This window comes from Paenirhizobium naphthalenivorans, assembly GCF_007992095.1.
In the GTDB taxonomy this organism is placed as follows: Bacteria; Pseudomonadota; Alphaproteobacteria; order Rhizobiales; family Rhizobiaceae; genus Allorhizobium; species Allorhizobium naphthalenivorans.
In genome coordinates this window covers 119,213-139,197 of record NZ_BJZP01000002.1, presented here as the reverse complement: position 1 = coordinate 139,197, position 19,985 = coordinate 119,213, and the positions used below count along the sequence as shown (strand labels likewise).

General features: G+C 59.4%; 16 protein-coding genes and 1 tRNA gene. 11 read left to right on the top strand and 6 right to left on the bottom strand.

From position 1 onward, the window contains the following. Nucleotides 1–66: 66 nt before the first annotated feature. Together RNA01_RS02525 and RNA01_RS02520 are read left to right on the top strand one after the other, a co-directional pair. Nucleotides 67–996, top strand: coding sequence for a carbohydrate kinase family protein (locus tag RNA01_RS02525; protein ID WP_147178383.1), 930 nt, complete (start codon nucleotides 67–69; stop codon nucleotides 994–996). 138 nt (nucleotides 997–1,134) lie between these two features. Continuing rightward, a complete protein-coding gene (locus RNA01_RS02520; RefSeq protein WP_147178382.1) occupies nucleotides 1,135–1,890 on the top strand; it encodes an SDR family NAD(P)-dependent oxidoreductase in 756 nt (251 codons plus the stop codon). 60 nt (nucleotides 1,891–1,950) lie between these two features. Here RNA01_RS02520 and pgi read toward each other — a convergent pair whose 3' ends face one another. Beyond that, a complete protein-coding gene (pgi, locus tag RNA01_RS02515) occupies nucleotides 1,951–3,576 on the bottom strand; it encodes a glucose-6-phosphate isomerase (RefSeq protein ID WP_147178381.1) in 1,626 nt (541 codons plus the stop codon). 131 nt (nucleotides 3,577–3,707) lie between these two features. Continuing rightward, nucleotides 3,708–5,423 (bottom strand): long-chain fatty acid--CoA ligase, encoded by a 1,716-nt coding sequence (locus RNA01_RS02510; protein ID WP_147178380.1) that lies wholly within the window; start codon nucleotides 5,421–5,423, stop codon nucleotides 3,708–3,710. A 552-nt stretch (nucleotides 5,424–5,975) separates the two neighbouring features. Here RNA01_RS02510 and RNA01_RS02505 point away from each other — a divergent pair. After that, nucleotides 5,976–7,283, top strand: coding sequence for a UDP-glucose dehydrogenase family protein (locus RNA01_RS02505; RefSeq protein WP_147178379.1), 1,308 nt, complete (start codon nucleotides 5,976–5,978; stop codon nucleotides 7,281–7,283). Nucleotides 7,284–7,563: 280 nt separating this feature from the next. Here the strand turns inward: RNA01_RS02505 and RNA01_RS02500 are convergent. Continuing rightward, a tRNA-Thr gene (locus RNA01_RS02500) sits at nucleotides 7,564–7,639 on the bottom strand. A 133-nt stretch (nucleotides 7,640–7,772) separates the two neighbouring features. Next, a complete protein-coding gene (locus tag RNA01_RS02495; RefSeq protein WP_147178378.1) occupies nucleotides 7,773–8,732 on the bottom strand; it encodes an NAD(P)H-dependent flavin oxidoreductase in 960 nt (319 codons plus the stop codon). A gap of 299 nt (nucleotides 8,733–9,031) precedes the next feature. On the opposite strand from RNA01_RS02495, the gene RNA01_RS02490 reads away from it, so the two are divergent. Beyond that, a complete protein-coding gene (locus tag RNA01_RS02490) occupies nucleotides 9,032–10,240 on the top strand; it encodes a hypothetical protein (RefSeq protein ID WP_147178377.1) in 1,209 nt (402 codons plus the stop codon). A 16-nt stretch (nucleotides 10,241–10,256) separates the two neighbouring features. Here RNA01_RS02490 and ppk2 read toward each other — a convergent pair whose 3' ends face one another. Beyond that, complete coding sequence (ppk2, locus tag RNA01_RS02485) at nucleotides 10,257–11,144, bottom strand: polyphosphate kinase 2 (RefSeq protein WP_147178376.1); 888 nt, start codon at nucleotides 11,142–11,144, stop codon at nucleotides 10,257–10,259. A gap of 224 nt (nucleotides 11,145–11,368) precedes the next feature. On the opposite strand from ppk2, the gene phoR reads away from it, so the two are divergent. From phoR to phoB, 7 genes are all read left to right on the top strand, one after another. Continuing rightward, nucleotides 11,369–12,607 carry a phosphate regulon sensor histidine kinase PhoR gene (phoR, locus tag RNA01_RS02480; RefSeq protein WP_235916393.1) on the top strand — a complete coding sequence of 413 codons (1,239 nt, stop codon included), beginning with the start codon at nucleotides 11,369–11,371 and terminating at the stop codon, nucleotides 12,605–12,607. A 192-nt stretch (nucleotides 12,608–12,799) separates the two neighbouring features. Beyond that, nucleotides 12,800–13,828: a substrate-binding domain-containing protein gene (locus RNA01_RS02475; protein ID WP_147178374.1), complete on the top strand. Its 1,029-nt coding sequence runs from the start codon at nucleotides 12,800–12,802 to the stop codon at nucleotides 13,826–13,828. Between the two features lie 191 nt (nucleotides 13,829–14,019). Further along, nucleotides 14,020–15,507 carry a phosphate ABC transporter permease subunit PstC gene (pstC, locus tag RNA01_RS02470; RefSeq protein WP_147178373.1) on the top strand — a complete coding sequence of 496 codons (1,488 nt, stop codon included), beginning with the start codon at nucleotides 14,020–14,022 and terminating at the stop codon, nucleotides 15,505–15,507. Nucleotides 15,508–15,512: 5 nt separating this feature from the next. Beyond that, complete coding sequence (gene pstA / locus RNA01_RS02465; protein WP_371864043.1) at nucleotides 15,513–16,829, top strand: phosphate ABC transporter permease PstA; 1,317 nt, start codon at nucleotides 15,513–15,515, stop codon at nucleotides 16,827–16,829. A gap of 13 nt (nucleotides 16,830–16,842) precedes the next feature. Continuing rightward, nucleotides 16,843–17,658 (top strand): phosphate ABC transporter ATP-binding protein PstB, encoded by an 816-nt coding sequence (gene pstB / locus RNA01_RS02460; protein ID WP_147178371.1) that lies wholly within the window; start codon nucleotides 16,843–16,845, stop codon nucleotides 17,656–17,658. Between the two features lie 46 nt (nucleotides 17,659–17,704). Continuing rightward, nucleotides 17,705–18,418, top strand: a complete 714-nt coding sequence (gene phoU, locus RNA01_RS02455) for a phosphate signaling complex protein PhoU (RefSeq protein ID WP_147178370.1) — start codon at nucleotides 17,705–17,707, stop codon at nucleotides 18,416–18,418. Nucleotides 18,419–18,449: 31 nt separating this feature from the next. Further along, entirely contained in the window at nucleotides 18,450–19,133 is a 684-nt protein-coding gene (gene phoB, locus RNA01_RS02450; protein WP_147178369.1) for a phosphate regulon transcriptional regulator PhoB, read from the top strand. Nucleotides 19,134–19,215: 82 nt separating this feature from the next. On the opposite strand, the gene RNA01_RS02445 is transcribed toward phoB, so the two are convergent. Beyond that, nucleotides 19,216–19,755 carry a GcrA family cell cycle regulator gene (locus RNA01_RS02445; RefSeq protein WP_147178368.1) on the bottom strand — a complete coding sequence of 180 codons (540 nt, stop codon included), beginning with the start codon at nucleotides 19,753–19,755 and terminating at the stop codon, nucleotides 19,216–19,218. Nucleotides 19,756–19,985 lie beyond the last annotated feature (230 nt).

Genomic DNA, 19,985 nt, shown 5'->3' with positions numbered 1-19,985 from the left:
GGCGCGATGGATTAAATCGATTGAAAGGCGACCTGAGCGTCGACGGGATATCGTGAGGAGGATCGTATGATCTTGTGTTGCGGAGAAGCGCTGATCGACATGCTGCCGCGGGAATCGGTGCGTGGCGAGCGGGCCTTTGCGCCCTATGCCGGCGGTGCCATCTTCAACACCGCGATCGCATTGGGTCGTCTCGGCATATCGACCGGCTTCTTCACCGGTCTATCCGACGATATGATGGGGGACATCCTGCGCGAAACCTTGACCTCGAGCGGCGTCGATTATTCGTTCAGCGCCACCCTCTCGCGCCCGACGACGATCGCTTTCGTCAAGCTGGTCAATGGTCACGCAACATACGCGTTCTATGATGAAAACACAGCAGGTCGAATGCTCTCGCAGAGCGACCTGCCGGCGCTCGGTGATGATTGCGAAGCCCTGCATTTCGGTGCGATCAGCCTCATTTCTGAACCTTGTGGCTCGACCTATGAGGCACTGCTGATCCGGGAGCATGGCAAGCGTGTCATCTCGCTCGATCCGAACATCCGCCCGGGCTTCATCAAGGACAAGGCCGCCCACATGGCACGGATTAACCGCATGGCGGCCAAATCCGACATCGTCAAGTTCTCCGACGAAGATCTTGAATGGTTCGGCCTTTCCGGCAGCCATGATGATCTAGCTGACCATTGGCTGAAGCATGGTGCCAAGCTCGTGGTGATTACCCGCGGTGCCGACGGTGCGACCGGCTATACCGGCCGCTTCAAGGTTTCGGTGCCGAGCCAGCGGGTCGAAGTGGTCGATACGGTCGGCGCGGGCGATACCTTCGATGCCGGTATCCTCGCCTCGCTGAAGCGCCAGGACCTGCTGACCAAGGCGAAGGTCGCGACCCTTGAGGAGACTGCAGTCCGCACGGCACTGGAACTTGGCGCCCGGGCGGCCGCCGTTACGGTTTCCCGCGCCGGCGCCAACCCGCCGTTCGCCTCTGAAATTGGCTTTTCCTGAGAAGGCGAACCGTTGGGTTCTGCTTGATCAAGCGCAAGAAGCTGTCACTCGCTCCGTGCTATAAGAGCTTTGCGCTTGAGCGCAGTCGGCGACGTTTTCCGTCAGGCTTTTATTGGCCGATAGAGCGAGGAGATATAGATGACCAAGGAATTTGCTGGAAAAGTCGCGCTGGTTACAGGTGGTGGATCGGGTATTGGTGCGGCTTGCGCAAGGCAGCTCGCCGACGAGGGCGCCAAAGTGGTTGTCGCCGACATGCATCTCGAGGGCGCGCAGCAGGTGGTCGAGACGATCAAGGCGGCGGGCGGCGAGGCTGCTTCCTACCAGATCGACGTCAGCGATCCGGTGGCGGTCGCGGCTATGGTGGATTTCACCGTTACGACCTTTGGCGGTCTGGATTGCGCGGTCAATAATGCCGGTATCGGCGGCCCGCTGAAGCCGATCGCTGAATATGAGATCGATGAGTGGAGGCATGTCATCGACGTAAACCAGAATTCGGTCTTTTATTGCATGAAGTATGAGTTGCAGGCGATGCTGCCCAATGGCAAGGGCTCGATCGTCAACATGTCGTCTATTCTGGGCACCAACGGCATCGCGGCAGCCCCCGCCTATGTGTCGGCCAAGCATGCGCTCGTCGGCATGACCAAATCGGCGGCTATCGCCTATTCGGCTCAAGGTGTTCGCATCAATGCGGTCGCGCCGGGCTATATCCACACGCCACTTGTCGAAAACAGCCTGGACGAGGAGAGCCTCAAGGCGCTGGTGGGGCTGCATCCGATCGGCCGTCTCGGCCGCGCAGACGAGGTCGCAAACCTCACACTGTTTCTGCTTTCGGACAGGGCGTCTTTCATCACCGGCAGTTACCACCTGGTGGATGGGGCCTACGCGGCTCAATAAGAGACAAGAAAAAATGCAAAAGGAAGGGCCGCCAGTCGCGGCCTTTCTTGTCCTTCGTGACTATTTCGCGCGCGATAGCAGCGTTGCGACGAGGCCGGCGGTCGAGCTGTCGTGGCCGGTCGCAGCGAGCTTGCCCTCGACAACCGGAAGAAGGCCGGTAGCCAGTTCCTTACCTAGCTCCACGCCCCATTGGTCAAAGGAATTGATCCGGAAGATCACACCCTCGACGAATACCCTATGCTCATAGAGCGCGATCAGGCGGCCGAGCGCATAGGGCGTCAATTGGTCGTAAACAAAGGTGATTGAGGGGCGATTGCCGGAGAAGACGCGATGCGGGGCGATGAAATCGGCCTGCGCCTCGTCCATGCCGCTGGCCGTCAACTGGGCCTTGGCCTCGGCGAGCGTCCGCCCCTTCATCAGGGCCTCCGACTGGGCGAGGCAGTTGGCGATCAGCAGTTCGTGCTGGTGCCTCAGATGCGACTCGAAGCCACGCGCGGCGATCAGGAATTCCGTGGGAATGATGCTCGTTCCCTGATGGATCAGCTGATAGAAGGCGTGCTGACCGTTGGTTCCGGGCTCGCCCCAGACGACCGGACCGGAACTGCCGGAGACGGGCTTGCCATCGACCGTCACGCTTTTGCCGTTCGATTCCATGTCGAGTTGTTGCAGGTAGGCCGGGAAACGAACAAGTCGCTGGTCGTAGGGCAGGATCGCTCGGGTCTGGTAGTTGAGCACGTTGCGGTGATAGGCGCCGATCGAACCGAGCAGCATCGGCAGGTTCTTCCGGAACGGCGCGCTACGGAAATGTTGGTCCATGGCGTGGCCGCCATCGAGGAAGCGACCGAAATTCTGCTCGCCGATGGCAATCATCAAGGGCAGGCCGATCGCGGACCAGATCGAATAGCGTCCGCCGACCCAGTCCCAGAAGCCGAACACGCGCTCGGAATCGATTCCGAAGGCCGCGACTTTGTCGAGCGCGGTCGACACCGCAGCAAAGTGCTTTCCAACGGCCCCCTCGCCGAGCGTGTCGGCGACGAAGCGGCGTGCCGTTTGCGCATTGGTCATCGTCTCGATCGTGGTGAAGGTTTTCGACGCGACGACGAACAGCGTCGTCTCGGCCGACAGGGGCTTCAGCGTGTCGGCAATATGGGCTCCATCGACATTGGAGACGAAGTGCAGACGCGGGCCGTCATGGAAGGGGGCGAGCGCCAATGTCGTCATTGCCGGCCCGAGATCGGAACCGCCGATCCCGATATTGACGACATCGGTAATCGACTTTCCGGTCGCGCCCTTAAGCTTGCCTGTGCGTATGCCCTCGGCAAATCGACCCGTGGCCGCAAGCACCGCATTGACGTCGGGCATGACATCGCGCCCCTCGACCAGCACCGGGGTATTGGTGCGGTTGCGTAGCGCCGTATGCAGGACGGCGCGGCCCTCGGTGAAGTTGATGGCCTTGCCGGCGAACATCGCATCGCGCTTTTCCGCGACGCCTGCGGTCGAGCAGAGTTCATCGAGCAGGGTCATGATCTCTTCGTTCACGGCGCATTTCGAATAATCCATCAGCAGATCATCGAGCGCGGCGCTGAAATGGGTGAACCGGTGAGTGTCAGCGGCAAAGGCGGCGCGCAGATCCTCGGCGCGCGTGGCCGCGGCGGTGCTCGTGAGCTTGTCGATGATTGCCTGCATCTTCGGTTTCCTGTGTGGCGGACGTGGATGCGACACTATTCTGGGGAGCGCAAGCGATCAAGCGCACGCAAACGCCCGGATTTCGTTGGTCGAAGTCCGGGCGTTTGCAAATGGCAGTCTGTAACGATTGTCTATTTGGCAGGTTCGCTGTCGCGCAGTTCGCGGCGCAGGATCTTGCCGACGTTCGATTTTGGCAGCTCGTTGCGGAATTCGATGTAGCGCGGCCGCTTGTAGTTCGTCAGATTGGCGGCGCAATGGGCCTTCACGTCGGCCTCGGTTAGCGCCGGGTCCTTTTTGACGATGAAGAGCTTCACGGCTTCGCCGGAGTGGGCGTCGGGGACCCCGATTGCCGCGCATTCGAGTACGCCCGGATGCATGACGGCTACTTCTTCAATCTCGTTCGGATAGACATTGAAGCCCGAGACCAGAATCATGTCCTTCTTGCGGTCGACGATCTTGACGTAGCCGCCCTCGTTCATCATGCCCATATCACCTGAGCGGAAGAAACCGTCATCGGTCATGACCTTGGCGGTCTCTTCCGGACGCTGCCAATAGCCGGCCATGACCTGCGGTCCGCGGATGCAGATCTCACCCACGTCGCCGACCGGCAGAGTGGCGCCATCCTCGTCACGGATTTCGATATCGGTCGAGGGTAGGGGCAGGCCGATCATGCCGCTGAATTCGGTGCTGTCCAGACGATTGACGGTGGCGACCGGCGAGGTTTCCGACAGGCCGTAGCCTTCGGTGATCGGGCAACCGGTCATCTCATACCAGCGCTCGGCCACCGGGCGCTGTACGGCCATGCCGCCACCGAGAACCAGCAGCAGTGAGGAAAAATCGAGGTTCTTGAAGTCCGGATTGTTCATCAATGCGTTGAACAGCGTGTTGAGGCCTGGGAAAATATGCGCCTTGTGGTTCTGCAATTCCTTGATGAAGGCGGGGATGTCGCGCGGGTTGGCGATCATCACGTTGTGGCTGCCGGTGGCGATGCCCATCAGTGAGTTCACGGTCAACGCGAAGATATGGTAGAGCGGCAACGCGCAGATGAAGGTCATCACATCGGGCCGGCCCTTGACCAAGAAGGCGGCTTCCAGCCACATGGCGATCTGCTGCTTGTTGGCCAGCAGGTTTGCATGGGTCAACGTCGCGCCCTTCGAAACGCCGGTGGTGCCGCCGGTATACTGAAGGAAGGCGACATCGCTGCCGGAGACTTCCACGGGCTTGAGCGTTTGACGGCCACCTTCGGCAATAACCCGTTTGAAGCTTATGTGCCCGGGAATGGACCAGGCTGGAACGAGTTTCTTCACTTTGCGGACGACGAAATTGACGATGTGTCCCTTGAGGCCCAGCATGTCGCCCATGGTGGCGACAATGACATGCTTGATCGGCGTTCTGGGCAGAACCTGTTGAACCGTACTGGCGAAGTTCTCCAATACGATGATCGCCTTGGCGCCGGCATCCTTCAACTGGTGTTCCAGTTCGCGCGGCGTGTAGAGCGGGTTGACGTTGACCACGACGAAGCCGGCGCGAAGGACACCGTAGACCGTGACTGGGTTCTGCAGGATGTTCGGTGTCATGACCGCGACCCGGTCGCCCTTCTCCAAGCCTTTCGACTGAAGCCAGGCACCGACCTTGCGCGATTCTTCTTCAAGTTCGCGGAAGGTCATGGCTCGACCCATGCTGGAGAATGCCAGGCGATCGGAATAGGTGGCGCAGCTGGCTTCAAACAGGGCGCCCAGGGATGTGTGGGCAAGGGGAGCGATGTCTGCTGGAACCACCGAAGGATATGAGGCAAGCCAAATCTTTTCAGCTGCCCTGCCGCTAAGGCGGCCTGTTGCGTCCGTCATGTAATCTCCCCTCCTGACGTCCATTGCGACATGCTCGCCGCGTGCGGCGGACCTGCGATCCTCCCAGATGCTTTGCGCGAGCTTATGCGATTGGCATTCCGGTGCAAGTGTCCAAGCTCTATATAACCTTGACGTAAGCGTCAATAATCCACGGAGGGCCGGCCTGTGCTTTATCTTTCCGTCCTGCAGGGGTGGTGTGTGATGGGGCGGTCGGCTTGAGCATGATACGCCGGCATCGGGGCAGCTGAAACGCCTATGACTATCGCAACGTCCTGTCCTTCCGGATTTGAGGGGCCGCACTCCGCATGTCTCGCTCCTTATAACGGCGGGGCTTTGGCTTTGAAGGGAGGGCGGTCTGGCGGAGGCGGATTGCGGCCGGTTGCTCTTGGATTCCGTTTTGCCATGCGATAAGTACTTTCTCGAAATCAATAGGTCTAAATTACGGTTTAGAATTCTGGAATTATTGATCTTTATCGACTAGTTGCACTTGTGTAGATCCGCGTGGGGTCGAGAGAAGATATTCCGATAAAATCGGCTGGATGGAGTCTCGCTGTGCGTATTGCGATCATTGGTACGGGGTATGTCGGGTTGGTATCCGGGGTGTGCTTGTCGGAATTCGGCCATGACGTCGTGTGCATCGACAAGGCTGCGGACAAGATCTCGCAATTGAACGCCGGCGAGGTTCCTATCTTCGAGCCGGGCCTGGATGATTTGATTGGCAAGAATGTTGCGGCCGGGCGCCTGCATTTCTCCACCGATATTGCCGAGCCGGTGGCTGGTGCCGATGTCGTGTTTCTCGCGGTTGGTACGCCGTCGCGCAAGAGTGACGGCCACGCCGATCTGACCTATGTCTTCGCTGCGGCGCGCGAGGTCGCCCAGGCCGTGCGTGGCTTTACCGTGATCGTCACCAAGTCCACGGTTCCGGTTGGAACCGGCGACCAGTTGGATCGCATCATTCGTGAGGCCAATCCGCAAGCCGATGTGGCGGTGGTTTCTAATCCGGAGTTTCTGCGCGAAGGGGCTGCCATCGACGATTTCATGGCGCCCGACCGTGTTGTCGTTGGCATGGATGATGGCCGCGCCCGCTCCGTCATGGCTGAGGTCTATGGTGCTCTCGATCCGGCCAAGTATCCGGTGGTCTTCACCTCGCGGCGCACTGCTGAACTGACCAAGTATGCCGCCAATGCCTTCCTGGCGCTGAAGCTTGCCTATATCAACGAGATTGCCGACCTGTGTGAGCAGGTCGGAGCCAACGTGCAGGACGTATCACGCGGCATGGGGCTCGACAGCCGCATCGGCTTGAAGTTCTTGAACGCCGGGCCGGGCTATGGCGGCTCCTGCTTTCCGAAGGATACCCTGGCGCTGGTCAAGACCGCGCAGGATCACAACGCCCCGATCCGCCTGATCGAGACGATTGTTGGCATCAATGAGACCCGCAAGCGCGCCATGGCTCGCAAGGTTGAGCACGCTGTTGGTGGCGAATTGCGCGGAAAGACGATTGGCATTCTCGGTCTGACTTTCAAGCCGGATACCGACGATATCCGCGAATCTCCAGCCCTGTCGATCATTCAGGCGCTGCTCGACAAGGGGGCCAAGCTGAAGGCTCACGACCCCGAGGGTATGCCGGCGGCTCGTCAGGTCATGCCCGAGCTCGATTACCAGGATAATGTCGAGGCGGTGGCGGCTGAGGCCGACGCGTTGGTTATCATCACCGAGTGGAAGCAGTATCGTTCGCTCGACTTTACCCGGTTGAAGAGCGTGATGAAGTCGCCGGTTCTCGTCGATCTGCGCAACATCTACAAGCCGGATGACGTGCGCAAGTTTGGTTTTGTCTATGAGAGCGTCGGGCGCGCCGACTGAGCGGTGGCCTGCGGCTTACGCCCGCGCAAATTTTTGACGGCATGTTTCCCGGATGTTTTGGCTTGCCCGGCATTTTGCGCGGCGTGTCGATCGTGCTGTTATGCTCCAACCTCACGTTCGCCGGATCGAGAAGAGCGTCATTCGTGCGTCCGCTTTAAATGGGGCGCTCAGATGGAGAATGTCATTTTTTTCGGGGGGCGTTAAAACCAAACAACGTCTGTGTCTTCAAGACGTCCGGCTTGTGCCCGCCATGCTTTAAGCTGTTAATTTAAGGAGAGAATGGTGCCGCTTGCAGGACTCGAACCTGCGACCCCATCATTACGAATGATGTGCTCTACCACCTGAGCTAAAGCGGCCAACGCGAACCGCGTCTGGCGCGGTTCGTTGATCTGTCGGCGCTGATACAGGCATCGCGCCGGAATTTCAAGCCGGGAATTTCGGCTCTTGTGGTTTTCCCGCTTCGGGGGCCTTTCGTCCCCCGAAACCAACCTAAAGGGCCAGGCGCGCGCGGGCCGCTCTGTATTCCGCCTCCAGCCGGTCGACAACGGTCGCGACCGGCTCGACGGCCTTGACCGCGCCGACGCCCTGGCCGCAGCCCCAGATGTCTTTCCAGGCCTTGGCGCCGGTGGTCGCCTTGTCGAAATCCATCTTCGACGGATCGGCAACCGGGAGGTGGTCGGGGTCCAGGCCGGCGGCAGCGATCGACGACTTCAGGTAATTGCCATGGATGCCGGTGAAATAGTTCGAATAGACGATATCGTTGGCGTGGGCCTCGACGATCGCCTGCTTGTAGGCGTCCGACGCGCGCGCCTCGGTCGTGGCGATGAAGGGCGAGCCGATATAGGCCATGTCGGCACCCATGGCCTGGGCGGCGAGAATGGCGCCGCCGGTCGAGATCGAGCCGGCCAGCAACAGCGGCCCATCGAACCATTCGCGGATTTCCTGGATAAGTGCGAAGGGCGAGAGTGTGCCGGCATGGCCGCCGGCACCGGTCGCCACCGCGATTAAGCCGTCGGCCCCCTTGCGGATCGCCGAATTGGCGTGACGATTGTTGATCACGTCATGCAGCACGATACCGCCATAGGAATGCACCGCGGCATTGACCTCCGGTACCGCGCCGAGCGAGGAAATGACGATCGGCACCTTGTATTTCACGCACATCATCAGATCATGCTCCAGCCTCTTGTTGGAGGTGTGGACGATCTGGTTGACGGCGAAGGGTGCTGCCGGGCGCTCCGGATTTTCGGCATTGTAACTCGCCAGTTCTTCGGTGATCTGCGCCAGCCATTCGTCCAACTGGGCCTCGGGGCGTGCGTTCAACGCCGGGAAAGCACCGATGATGCCGGCCTTGCACTGGGCGAGCGTCAGTTGGGGGTGGGAGATGATGAACAGCGGTGAGGCTACCACCGGAAGCCTGAGGTGATCGGAAAGGATCGGCGGAAGAGCCATTAGAAACCTCGCTGCATGTTACGTTTACGGGAACGTCAATTTTTTAGCAGAAGAGGCGGGTGAGGGGAAGACCGACGATGACGCCAAACGGCGCTTTGGTCCCTTCCTTGGTTTGCTATTCCTGCTCGCCGCGCAAGGTGTCTTGTGTCGCTTGCGCTCTTCCCGCTCGCCACTTTCTTCTGTGTATCCGGAACAAGCGCATCGGCGGGGCTTGCGGATCGCGTCTCCAGCCGTTACCGAATCGTTAAAAGCACAGCTAGAGGGCGGGGCAACCTCCGCCGGTAGGAGCAAGATCGCCCTTGAACGGATTGGAAACGGCAATCAGAAACGCTCTCGAGCGCTCGGATCGCACCAATGCGGAGACCCGCGCGCGCATCTACCAGTCCGCGCGTCAGGCGCTGGAAAGCGGGATGCGCAAGCAGGGCATCAATGACCCCGAGGCGGTTGCCCATCAGCGCCATCGCCTCGAGACCCTGATCCACGCCATCGAGCAGGAGGAGCGGGCGTACTTGGACCGTGACGTCGCTCCGGTTGAGGCACCGGGCCCGGTCTCCACAGAGACGACCTCTGATGCTGGCCCGGTTCCGGATGTCACTCCGCCTGTCGTCCCCTCGTCGCGTACCGCTCCGTATCTTGGCGATGATGGCCATGTGCCGGCACCGCTGAGTGAAGGCGGCGAGCGTTTGACTGCTTCCCGCCACGATCGGGTGACGCCGACCGCTGCCCGGCCGGATGGTCATCCGCGCGGTGAAGAGGTTGACCACGCGCTGGAGATTCGCGCTGAGACGCCAATGCGCCCGCGCAAGCCCCGGCGCGGTCTCTATTCGCGGATTTTCGTCTTTGTCATTCTTTTCGCCAGCCTCGGAGCCGGCGCTTGGTGGATCTATTCGACCGGGATGCTGCTGTCTGCCTCGGAGCGCGACACCAGCGTACCCAATCCGCCGCCGCGGGCCGAGGCGGAAGACTTCACCGGATCCGAACAAACCGCGCGGGAGCCGCGCGATCCGGCGGCCGAAGCGACGGCGGAGCCCCGGACGCTCGATAGCCTGAGCGGCTTCTCCGACAGTTGGATCGAGGTGTTCGAGCCGAAGCAGATTTCTGCGGTCCGTCCGCATGCCAATGCGCTCGTCGACGTGATTTCTGCCAGTGATGGCACGGCCCTGCAAATTGTCTCGCGCAGCGCTGATTCCGATGGCAGCGTCGAAATTGCGGTTCCCTCCGAGGTTTTGCGGGAGATGGCTGGTAGGGCCTCGACCATCGCCCTTACCTTGCAGTCGGCTGACGAGAAGCCGGTGCAGATTTCGGTCTCCTGCGACTTTGGTCGTCTTGGTGATTGCGCCCGCCACCGCTTCACGGCCAATCCGGAGAAGTCGGACGCCCTCTTTCGTGTATCCTTCGAGCGGGCCATGGCGCCGGGCACACCTGGCCGGCTGCTGCTGAATGGCGATCTCGGTGGCACGGGCCGCGGCGTGAACCTCTACTCCGTGCGCATCCTGCCGGGCGAATAGTCCGCCGGTTGATGGCTCAATCCTGTTTCAGGAAATCCGGCCCCGACCCGCTGATCTTCGGGTCGAGTTCGCCGACATTGCTGTCGTCCTTGCCGTCGTATTCCATGGAGCGCAGGATGTGGCGCACGACGTTGAGTCTGGCGCGACGTTTGTCGTTGGCCTTCACGACCGTCCAGGGCGCGTAGGCTGTGTGGGTTTCCGTCAGCATGCGATCGCGCTTCTCGGTGTAATCGTTCCATTTGCCAAGAGCGACGATGTCGATGGGTGACAACTTCCAGACCTTCAGCGGGTCGTGCCGGCGGTCGTGGAAGCGCTCGATCTGCATTTCCTGGCCGATGTTCAGCCAGAACTTGAAGAAGTGAATGCCGTCCTGTTCGATCAACCGTTCGAAGCGCGGAACCTCGGCCAGGAACCGTTCATACTGTTCTGGCGTGCAAAAGCCGTTGACGGGTTCGACGACGGCGCGGTTGTACCAGGATCGGTCGAACAGAACGAATTCGCCGGCGGTCGGAAAATGATTGATATAGCGCTGGAAGTACCATTGGCCACGTTCTGTCTCAGTCGGTTTTGACAGCGCGACGTCGCGGGCGTAGCGGGGGTTCATGTAGGTGAGAATGTTCTTGATCGTGCCGCCCTTGCCGGCGGCGTCCCTGCCTTCGAAAAGTGCCATGAGGCGATGGCCGGTCTGTTGAAGCCAGAATTGCAGCTTGACCAGTTCGATCTGAACCTTCTTGAGTTGGTCCGCGTAGTCCTTCTCGTCCATCTTCTTGTCGTAGGGGAAGCCATCCGAGGCGAGCGACTTGTCAGCGACCCATTTCGGCAGTTGGGGATCGTCGATGTCGAAGACGCGTTTCTCTCCGTCAAGCTTCAGTTCGATAGCCCGGCTCTCTGGTTTTGTATTCATCGCTTTTCTCCCGATCGCCGCGGCGAGTGCCGCGCAAGGCTAGTCAGGCCATATTTGCAACGTGAATTCAAGCTTTTGCTGATTTTGCCCCACGCCGTTCGATGCGGAAAAACACCGGCGAGCAGTGGTGCGGCTCGCAAACATCTGTCATGAAACATAGCTAAGAAGGCGGTTTGACAATCAGTCACGGACAGAAGGGTGCGGGCGTCTTGAGCGGGAAAATGATGGGTTGGCGAGCAGTGATGCGGCGTCTGGCGGCTGGTTGGGCCTATTTTGCCGCCGCCGTGCTGGTCTCGCTCGCGGCCTATCTGTCGGGAGCGCAACCGGCATTTGCGGCCATTCTGTTTGCTCTGTCGATGCTGGCCATCCTGTTGCGTGCCGGTGATGAAGCGCCGGCCGTCAGTCCTGAGGTTGCTGCCGTTTCCGATGCCAAGGAGAAGGTTGAGGGAACTGGGCTGATTGTTTCCGGCGTTCTCGGTGCAATCGATCTGCCGCTTTTCGTCCTCGATAGGCAAGGGGCGTTGCAAGAGCAGAACCGCGCTGCCGAGAAGGCGTTCGGCGCGCTGGAAGCCGGTTTGCATATTTCGGCGCGATTCCGTTCGCCAAGCATCCTGGACATGGTACGCGAGACAATTGCGACCGGAGAGCCGAACCAGATCGAACATTCGGAACGGTTGCCGTCCGAGCGCGTTTACATTGTGCGCATTGCGCCGATGCGCCTGGGTGGTGGGACGGAGGATCTTTTCCTCGTCTCGTTCAAGGATATATCCGAATTGCGCCGGATCGACCGGATGCGCAGCGATTTCGTCGCCAATGCCAGCCATGAACTGCGAACGCCGCTCGCCTCGCTACGTGGTTTCATCGAGACCATGCAGGGACCGGCCCGCAACGACCCAAAGGCGCAGGAGCGCTTTCTTGGTATCATGCTGGATCAGGCGAACCGCATGAGCCGCCTCGTCGACGACCTGTTGTCGCTTTCACGACTGGAGTTGAAGGCTCACATCGCGCCCGACCAGATGGTCGATCTCGTGCCGGTCATAGGCCATGTGCGCGACAGCCTGGCGCCCCTCGCCTCCGAGTTGCATGTGGAGATTCGCCTGCATGTGCCTGAAGAGAAGGTCGAAGTTCTGGGGGATCGCGACGAACTGGTCCAGGTGTTCGAAAATCTCATCGAGAACGCCTGCAAGTATGGCCAGGAAGGTGAGGTCGTGGACATCTATGTGCGCAATCCCGCCGGGGGCTCGGTGGAGGTCAGTATCGTCGACCATGGACCGGGCATTCCCGCCGAGCATGTGCCGCGTCTGACGGAGCGTTTCTACCGGGTGAGCGTGACCGACAGCCGGTCAAAGAAAGGCACCGGATTGGGGTTGGCCATCGTCAAGCACATCCTCACCCGCCATCGCGCGAGGCTTGTCGTGAAGTCGGAAATCGACCAGGGGACCGAGTTTACCGTGCGTTTTTGACATAAAACGCTGACCGTTTCGCGGAAATTCAAAATAGCCATTAATATTCAATAATTTAATCTGTCATAAATGTTTCATCGATCCGACATAAAAGCATGGGGGATCGGCCGCTAAGAACGGCGTGCTGATCTTCGGCAACGAACGCCGGTTTTGGTCGCATCGACCCACAAGCCCATTAACGGGAGAATTTACATGAACACTTTGAAACTTTCGGTAGCTGCCCTGGTAGCCTCTGTTGCCTTCGCTGGCGCGGCTGCTGCGCGTGATCAGGTACAGATCGCTGGCTCCTCCACCGTTCTGCCTTACGCGAAGATCGTTGCTGAAACCTTTGGCGAGACCTTCACCAACTTCAAGACCCCGGTTGTTGAGTCTGGCGGCTCCTCGGCTGGTCTGAAGGAGTTCTGCAAGGGCGTAGGCCCTGAAACCATCGACATCGCCAATGCTTCGCGCAAGATCAAGGACTCGGAAGTAGAGGCTTGTAAGGCTGCTGGCGTAACCGAGATTCAGCAGGTTCAGTTCGGCTACGATGGTATCGTCTTCGCTGCCGACGCTTCCATGCCTGACCTGGCTCTGGTTCCTTCGGACCTCTACAAGGCTCTGGCTGCTGAAGTTGTTGTCGATGGCAAGCTCGTTGCCAATCCCTACACAAAGTGGTCGGAAGTCAACAAGGACCTGCCGGACTCGGAAATCGCCGCCTACATCCCGGGCGAAAAGCACGGCACCCGCGAAGTGTTCGAAACCAAGGTTCTCGAGCAGGGTTGCAAGGACACCGGCGCTGCTGAAGTGATCAAGGCTTCGGGTGCTGACGACAAGGCGCTCTTCTCCAAGTGTGTTGCAGTCCGCAAGGACGGCAAGGCTGTTGATATCGACGGCGACTACACCGAAACGCTCGCTCGTATCGATGCCAACAAGACCGGTCTGGGCGTATTCGGCCTGTCCTTCTACGAAAACAACGCTGACAAGCTGAAGGTTGCGACCGTTTCCGGCGTCGTTCCTTCTGTTGAGACCGTTGCCAAGGGTGAATACCCGGTTTCCCGTCCGCTGTACTTCTATGTGAAGAAGGCTCACCTCGGCGTCATCCCGGGCCTGAAGGAATACGTCGAATTCTTCATCGACGACCAGATGGTTGGCCCGGACGGCCCGCTGGCTGCCTACGGTCTCGTTCCTGCTCCTGATGCAGAGCGTGAAGCAACCCGCGCCAACTTCGAAGCTGGCAAGTAAGGCTCAAGACTGGCGCGGCAAATCTGTCGCGCCAGTTTCTCTTTGTGACGCTTATGGGGGTCATTGCGTTGTGGGATCTGCACATCTTTCCCCGCTGGTTGTGACAATCAAGCTTTTCAAGAGTGAAAGTCTTTGCGAGACGGGTAAATGAGGCGGTTCATTATGAGCCTGTCATGCCGGGGGAAGTTCGGATGAGTACGTCAATATTGCTCCTGATCATTTTCGCGATCGGAATGGTCGCCTATATCCTGGGAGCGTCGCGCGCCAGTGGTCTGGCCGCGGGCAAGCCCTCAAATCTGCATTCTCGCTATGGTTATCACGGTGCCTTTGCCGCCATCAGTGCCATCCTGCCGGCTGTCTTGCTGATGGCTGTGTGGCTGGCTGTATCGTCATCCATTATTGAAACGAAGATTCGCAGCGACTTTCCAGATGATGTGAAAGCCCTGCCAGCCGCAACGCTCAATCTAAATTATGGCATGATCAACTCGATCTCCAACGGATTGCGCTTGCTGGGCGATGCGGACCTTGGGGCCATCGAAGGTATGGCGCCAGCCGATGTGCGTACCTTGCTGGCCCAGAATGGTGTGCCGCTCGCCGATGATCCGCAGCCCTACATGATGACGGCGGCCAAGTCGTTGATGGCTGCGAAGGATGCGGACAATGCGGCCCTGACGGTCGTCGTTCTGGTCGTTGCGTTTATTGGTGCCCTGCTGGGGCTTCGTGCGATCTCGCCGCGCTTTCGCGCCAGAAATCGTGTTGAACAGGTCATGTTGTCCGGTCTCATCCTGGCCTCATCCATCGCCATTTTGACAACGGTCGGCATCGTGTTTTCGATGTTGTCTGAGACGATTGCCTTTTTCCGTGCTGTCCCTGCATATGAATTCTTCTTCGGCACAGTGTGGGATCCGCGTTTTGCCAGCGCAGGGTCGACATCATCGGGCGGGCAGTTCGGCTTGATACCGCTCCTGGCCGGGACGCTCTATATCGCAACGGTTGCGATGTTGTTTGCCGTGCCAGTCGGGCTCTTTGCAGCGATTTACATGGCTGAATATGCCGGACCGAAACTAAGATCGACGGCCAAGCCACTGCTGGAGATTCTCGCCGGCATTCCGACGATCGTCTACGGCTTTTTCGCTCTTGTGACGGTTGGTCCGTTCCTTCGCGATATCTCGGCGAACATCAATGGCCTTGTGACCGGAAACTACCAGAATTTCATCCAGAGCCAGAGCGTTTTGACGGCCGGTATCGTGATGGGCATCATGCTGATCCCCTTCGTCTCGTCGCTCTCGGATGACATCATCACCGCTGTTCCAAAGGCGATGCGGGACGGCTCTCTGGGGCTGGGCGCAACGCGCTCGGAAACCATGAAGCGGGTCATCATGCCGGCTGCCTTGCCGGGTATTGTCGGAGCCTTGTTGCTGACGGCATCGCGGGCCATCGGTGAGACGATGATCGTGGTTCTGGCGGCCGGCGTGGCTGCGCGCATGCAGATCAGCCCGTTTGAGCCCATGACGACGGTCACGGTCAAAATCGTCAACCAGTTGACGGGTGACCTTGAATTCACTTCGCCACAAACCCTGGTCGCCTTTGCGCTCGGCATGACGCTGTTCGTCTTGACCTTGGGACTGAATGTTTACGCGCTCTATATCGTTCGCAAATACCGGGAGCAGTACGAATGACCGATATGACAGGTTCAACGGCCGGCCTTGCGGGTTCCCTGAAGAGCATGCCAAAGCGCGATATCGGCATTAAACGCCGCTACGCCGCCGAGCGTCGCTTCCGCGCCTACGGCATTGCCGCGATCGCCATGGGGATCTTCTTTCTCTTCATGTTGCTCTACACCGTGGTGTCGACCGGCTATACGGCGTTCCAGCAGACGCATATCAACATACCGGTTGAATTCTCGGAAAAAGTCATTGATCCCACCGGCAAGCGCCAAAGCAATCCGAACGTGTTGATCATGGCAAACTATCCGGTGCTGGCACGCAATGCCCTGGCCGGGATCTTGAATGTGGATCCTGCCGACCGCGCCGGGTTAAAGGCTGTCGGAGAAATGATCTCTGACAGCGCGCGGGTTCAGTTGCGTGACATGGTCATGCAGGATCCGTCGATCATCGGCAAGACGGTCGAGGTTTCGCTCCTTGCCAATGCGAACATCGACTCTGCCTTCAAGGGCCAGATTGACCTGTCCGTGGATGAGAGCAACCGTAAGGTCTCCAACGAACAGCTTGGCTGGATGAACACTTTGGCCGATAGCGGTGCTCTGAAGAAGCAGTTCAATACTGGCCTCTTCGTCAACGGGGCATCGAGCCGACCAGAGGCGGCAGGCGTTGGCGTGGCGCTGATCGGTTCGGCCTACATGATGCTGATTGTGCTGGTTCTCGCTTTGCCCATCGGCGTGGCCGCTTCAATCTATCTTGAGGAGTTTGCACCGAAGAACCGGTTCACCGACCTGATCGAGGTCAATATCAACAACCTCGCCGCCGTGCCCTCGATCGTCTACGGCCTCTTGGGTCTGGCAGTCTTCATCGGTTTCGCCGGACTGCCGCGATCTGCGTCGCTGGTTGGCGGGTTGGTACTGACTTTGATGACATTGCCGACCATCATCATTGCGACTCGCGCCGCCCTGAAGGCTGTTCCACCATCCATTCGCAGTGCGGCCTTGGGTCTCGGTGCTTCGAAAATGCAAATGGTGTTCCACCACGTACTCCCCCTGGCGATGCCGGGAATCTTGACGGGTACGATCATTGGTCTGGCTCAGGCTTTGGGCGAAACCGCGCCGCTTCTGCTGATCGGCATGGTGGCATTTGTGGCTGATTATCCGACAACGCCGCTCAACCCCGCAACCGCCTTGCCGGTTCAGATCTATATGTGGGCGAATGAAGCCGAGCGTGCCTTTGTTGAGCGGACGTCTGGCGCGATCATCATTCTTCTCCTGTTCCTTCTCGTCATGAATGTAGGCGCAATTCTACTTCGACGTCGCTTTGAACGTCGTTGGTAAAAGGGGTAAAGACATGAACATGATGTCGGAAACAGCAGTTGAAAAGGCGCTGGATCAGAAGATGACTGAGATGAAGTACAAGATGATCGGCAAGGATGTGTCGGTCTACTACGGTGAGAAGCGTGCGCTTTTTGACGTGAACCTCAATGTCCGGGAACATACCGTGACGGCCCTGATCGGTCCGTCGGGCTGTGGCAAGTCGACCTTTCTGCGTTGCCTCAATCGCATGAACGATACCATCGACAGCTGTAGGGTTACTGGCAAGATCACGCTCGATGAGATGGACATCTACGATCCGGACATCGATGTTGTGGAACTGCGCGCCCGTGTTGGCATGGTGTTCCAGAAACCCAACCCGTTCCCGAAGTCGATCTACGAAAACATCGCCTACGGACCGCGCATTCACGGTCTTGCCAGATCCAAGGCCGATCTGGACCAGGTCGTGGAGACGAGCCTTCAAAAGGCCGGCCTGTGGAATGAGGTCAAGGATCGTCTGCAGGAATCGGGCACCGGTCTCTCCGGCGGCCAGCAGCAGCGTCTGTGCATTGCACGCGCCGTCGCCGTCAGCCCTGAAGTGATCCTGATGGACGAGCCGTGCTCTGCACTCGACCCGATCGCGACCGCCAAGGTCGAAGAGTTGATCCACGAGTTACGCGCCAATTTTACCATCGTGATCGTGACCCACTCGATGCAGCAGGCGGCGCGTGTGTCGCAGCGCACCGCGATGTTCCATCTTGGTCTGCTGGTCGAGGAAAACGACACGGACAAGATGTTCACTAATCCGGATGACCAGCGCACCCAAGACTACATCATGGGCCGTTTCGGCTAAGCTGGCCTATCCTTCAGGGCGGATATCAATTTCAAGGACAACCAACATGTCGCCATCGCATATCTACACGGCCTATGACGAAGAACTGAAATATCTGATGCGTCGCATCACCGAGATGGGTGGCCTTGCCGAACAGATGGTCGGCGATAGCGTCCGCGCTCTGGTCAATTCCGACGCTGCTCTGGCCCAAAAGGTCATCTCCGATGATGTCGTCATGGATGCCGCGGAACGCGAGATCGGCGACAAGGCGATCATTACCATTGCGCGTCGCCAGCCGGTCGCCGCCGACCTGCGCGAGATCATCGGTGCATTGCGCATCGCCAACGATCTGGAGCGTGTCGGCGATCTGGGCAAGAGCAATGCCAAGCGCGTCATGGCCATCCAGGCGACGGGTGTGCCACGCAAGCTCGCTCGCGGGCTTGAACACTTGAGCGAGCTGGCTCTCATTCAGCTCAAGGAAGTTCTTGATGTCTACACCACCCGCTCGGCGGAAAAGGCCAAGTCGATCCGTGATCGCGACGAGGAGATCGACGCGATGTACACCTCGCTGTTCCGCGAACTCCTGACCTACATGATGGAGGATCCGCGCAACATTACGAGCTGCACGCATCTGCTGTTCTGCGCCAAGAACATTGAGCGCATTGGCGACCATGCGACCAACATCGCCGAAACAATCTACTACATGGCCACGGGCGCCCAGCCCGAAGGCGAACGACCGAAGGATGACTTGACCTCCTCCGTCGGCGCCGTCACCGAATAACACGACCGCATTCGAAAGGTTATCGACACTGATGCTGCCAAAGATAGCTGTCGTCGAGGACGAGGAAGCCCTGAGCGTCCTGCTGCGCTACAACCTCGAGGCCGAGGGCTACGAGGTTGAAACCATCCTGCGTGGCGACGAGGCCGAGCTTCGCTTGCAGGAGCGCGTGCCGGACCTCCTTATCCTTGACTGGATGCTGCCGGGCGTTTCCGGAATCGAGCTTTGCCGTCGGTTGCGCATGCGCCCCGAAACCGAGCGCCTGCCGATCATCATGCTGACGGCGCGCGGGGAGGAAAGCGAGCGTGTCCGCGGTCTTGCGACCGGGGCGGACGACTACGTCGTCAAGCCCTTCTCGACGCCGGAGCTGATGGCGCGCGTCAAGGCCATGCTGCGGCGTGCCCGCCCGGAAGTGTTGTCCAGCGTATTGCGGTGCGGCGATATAGAGCTCGACCGGGAGACCCATCGTGTCCACCGCAAGAGCCGCGAAGTGCGTCTTGGGCCGACCGAATTCCGACTGCTGGAGTTCCTTATGTCCTCGCCCGGTCGGGTGTTCTCGCGCTCGCAATTGCTGGACGGCGTCTGGGGGCATGACATCTATGTGGATGAGCGCACCGTCGATGTGCATGTCGGCCGGCTGCGCAAGGCCCTCAATTTCTCCAGCCTGCAGGATGTCATCCGCACGGTCCGCGGTGCCGGCTACTCTATGGAGGCCTGACGGCGCGCGCTCCTCGTGGTCAACTAAAAAACGGGCCGTATGGCCCGTTTTTTAGTTGCGGCAGATGCCTACCAAGAAGCTCTCAGCGCGGCGCGGAGTTGGCCGCCTTGCGGCGTTCGCCGACCGGCTGGTAGGCCAGCTTGGCATGATAGCTGCAATAGGGCGATGTCTCAGCGGATTCGCAACCGCAGAAGTGGAAGTCGTCTTTCATCGGATCGCCGATTGGCCATTTGCAGGTCCGTTCGGTTAGTTCGGTCAGGGCGAGCTTGCGAGAAATCGGCAGGATGAAACGACCGTTCGGAGCGACTTCGATCTCCTCGAGGCCGTCGATCTCAACCTCTTCCTTGAGCATGTTGGCTCCCACGGCGCGGACAACCGTCCGGGTCGCGGCGCGCGGAGCAAAGCTCGCTGTCCGCGGCGGCGCTGCCGCCGGGCGCTTGGCCGCTCGCGTCGCCGTCGTGTTGCCGCCCGCCTTGGCGCGGCCCGGCAGGTTCAATCGGTGAACCTTGCCGATCACGGCATTGCGGCTGACGCCGCCCAGTTGGGCCGCGATCTGGCTCGCGCTCAATCCTTCCGACCAAAGCCGTTTCAGTTTTTCGACGCGCTCATCAGTCCAGTTCATGCCGTTATCTCTCCGCCGCTCGCGATATGTGATGGCAGAATCGCTCACCGTTGCTTCGGAAAGATCCGAAACAAATCCGCCTCGATACTGTCGGTGACTATTTCCGCCGCATGCAGTTTCTTTATTGAGTGTTAACCTAGTGCCGGGCTGACTCCGTGACAAGAGTCGGGCGAATCATCACGAATCGATTTCGAGGTTTTCCCCAACTTGCTACCTTTCCGCGTTTTCGG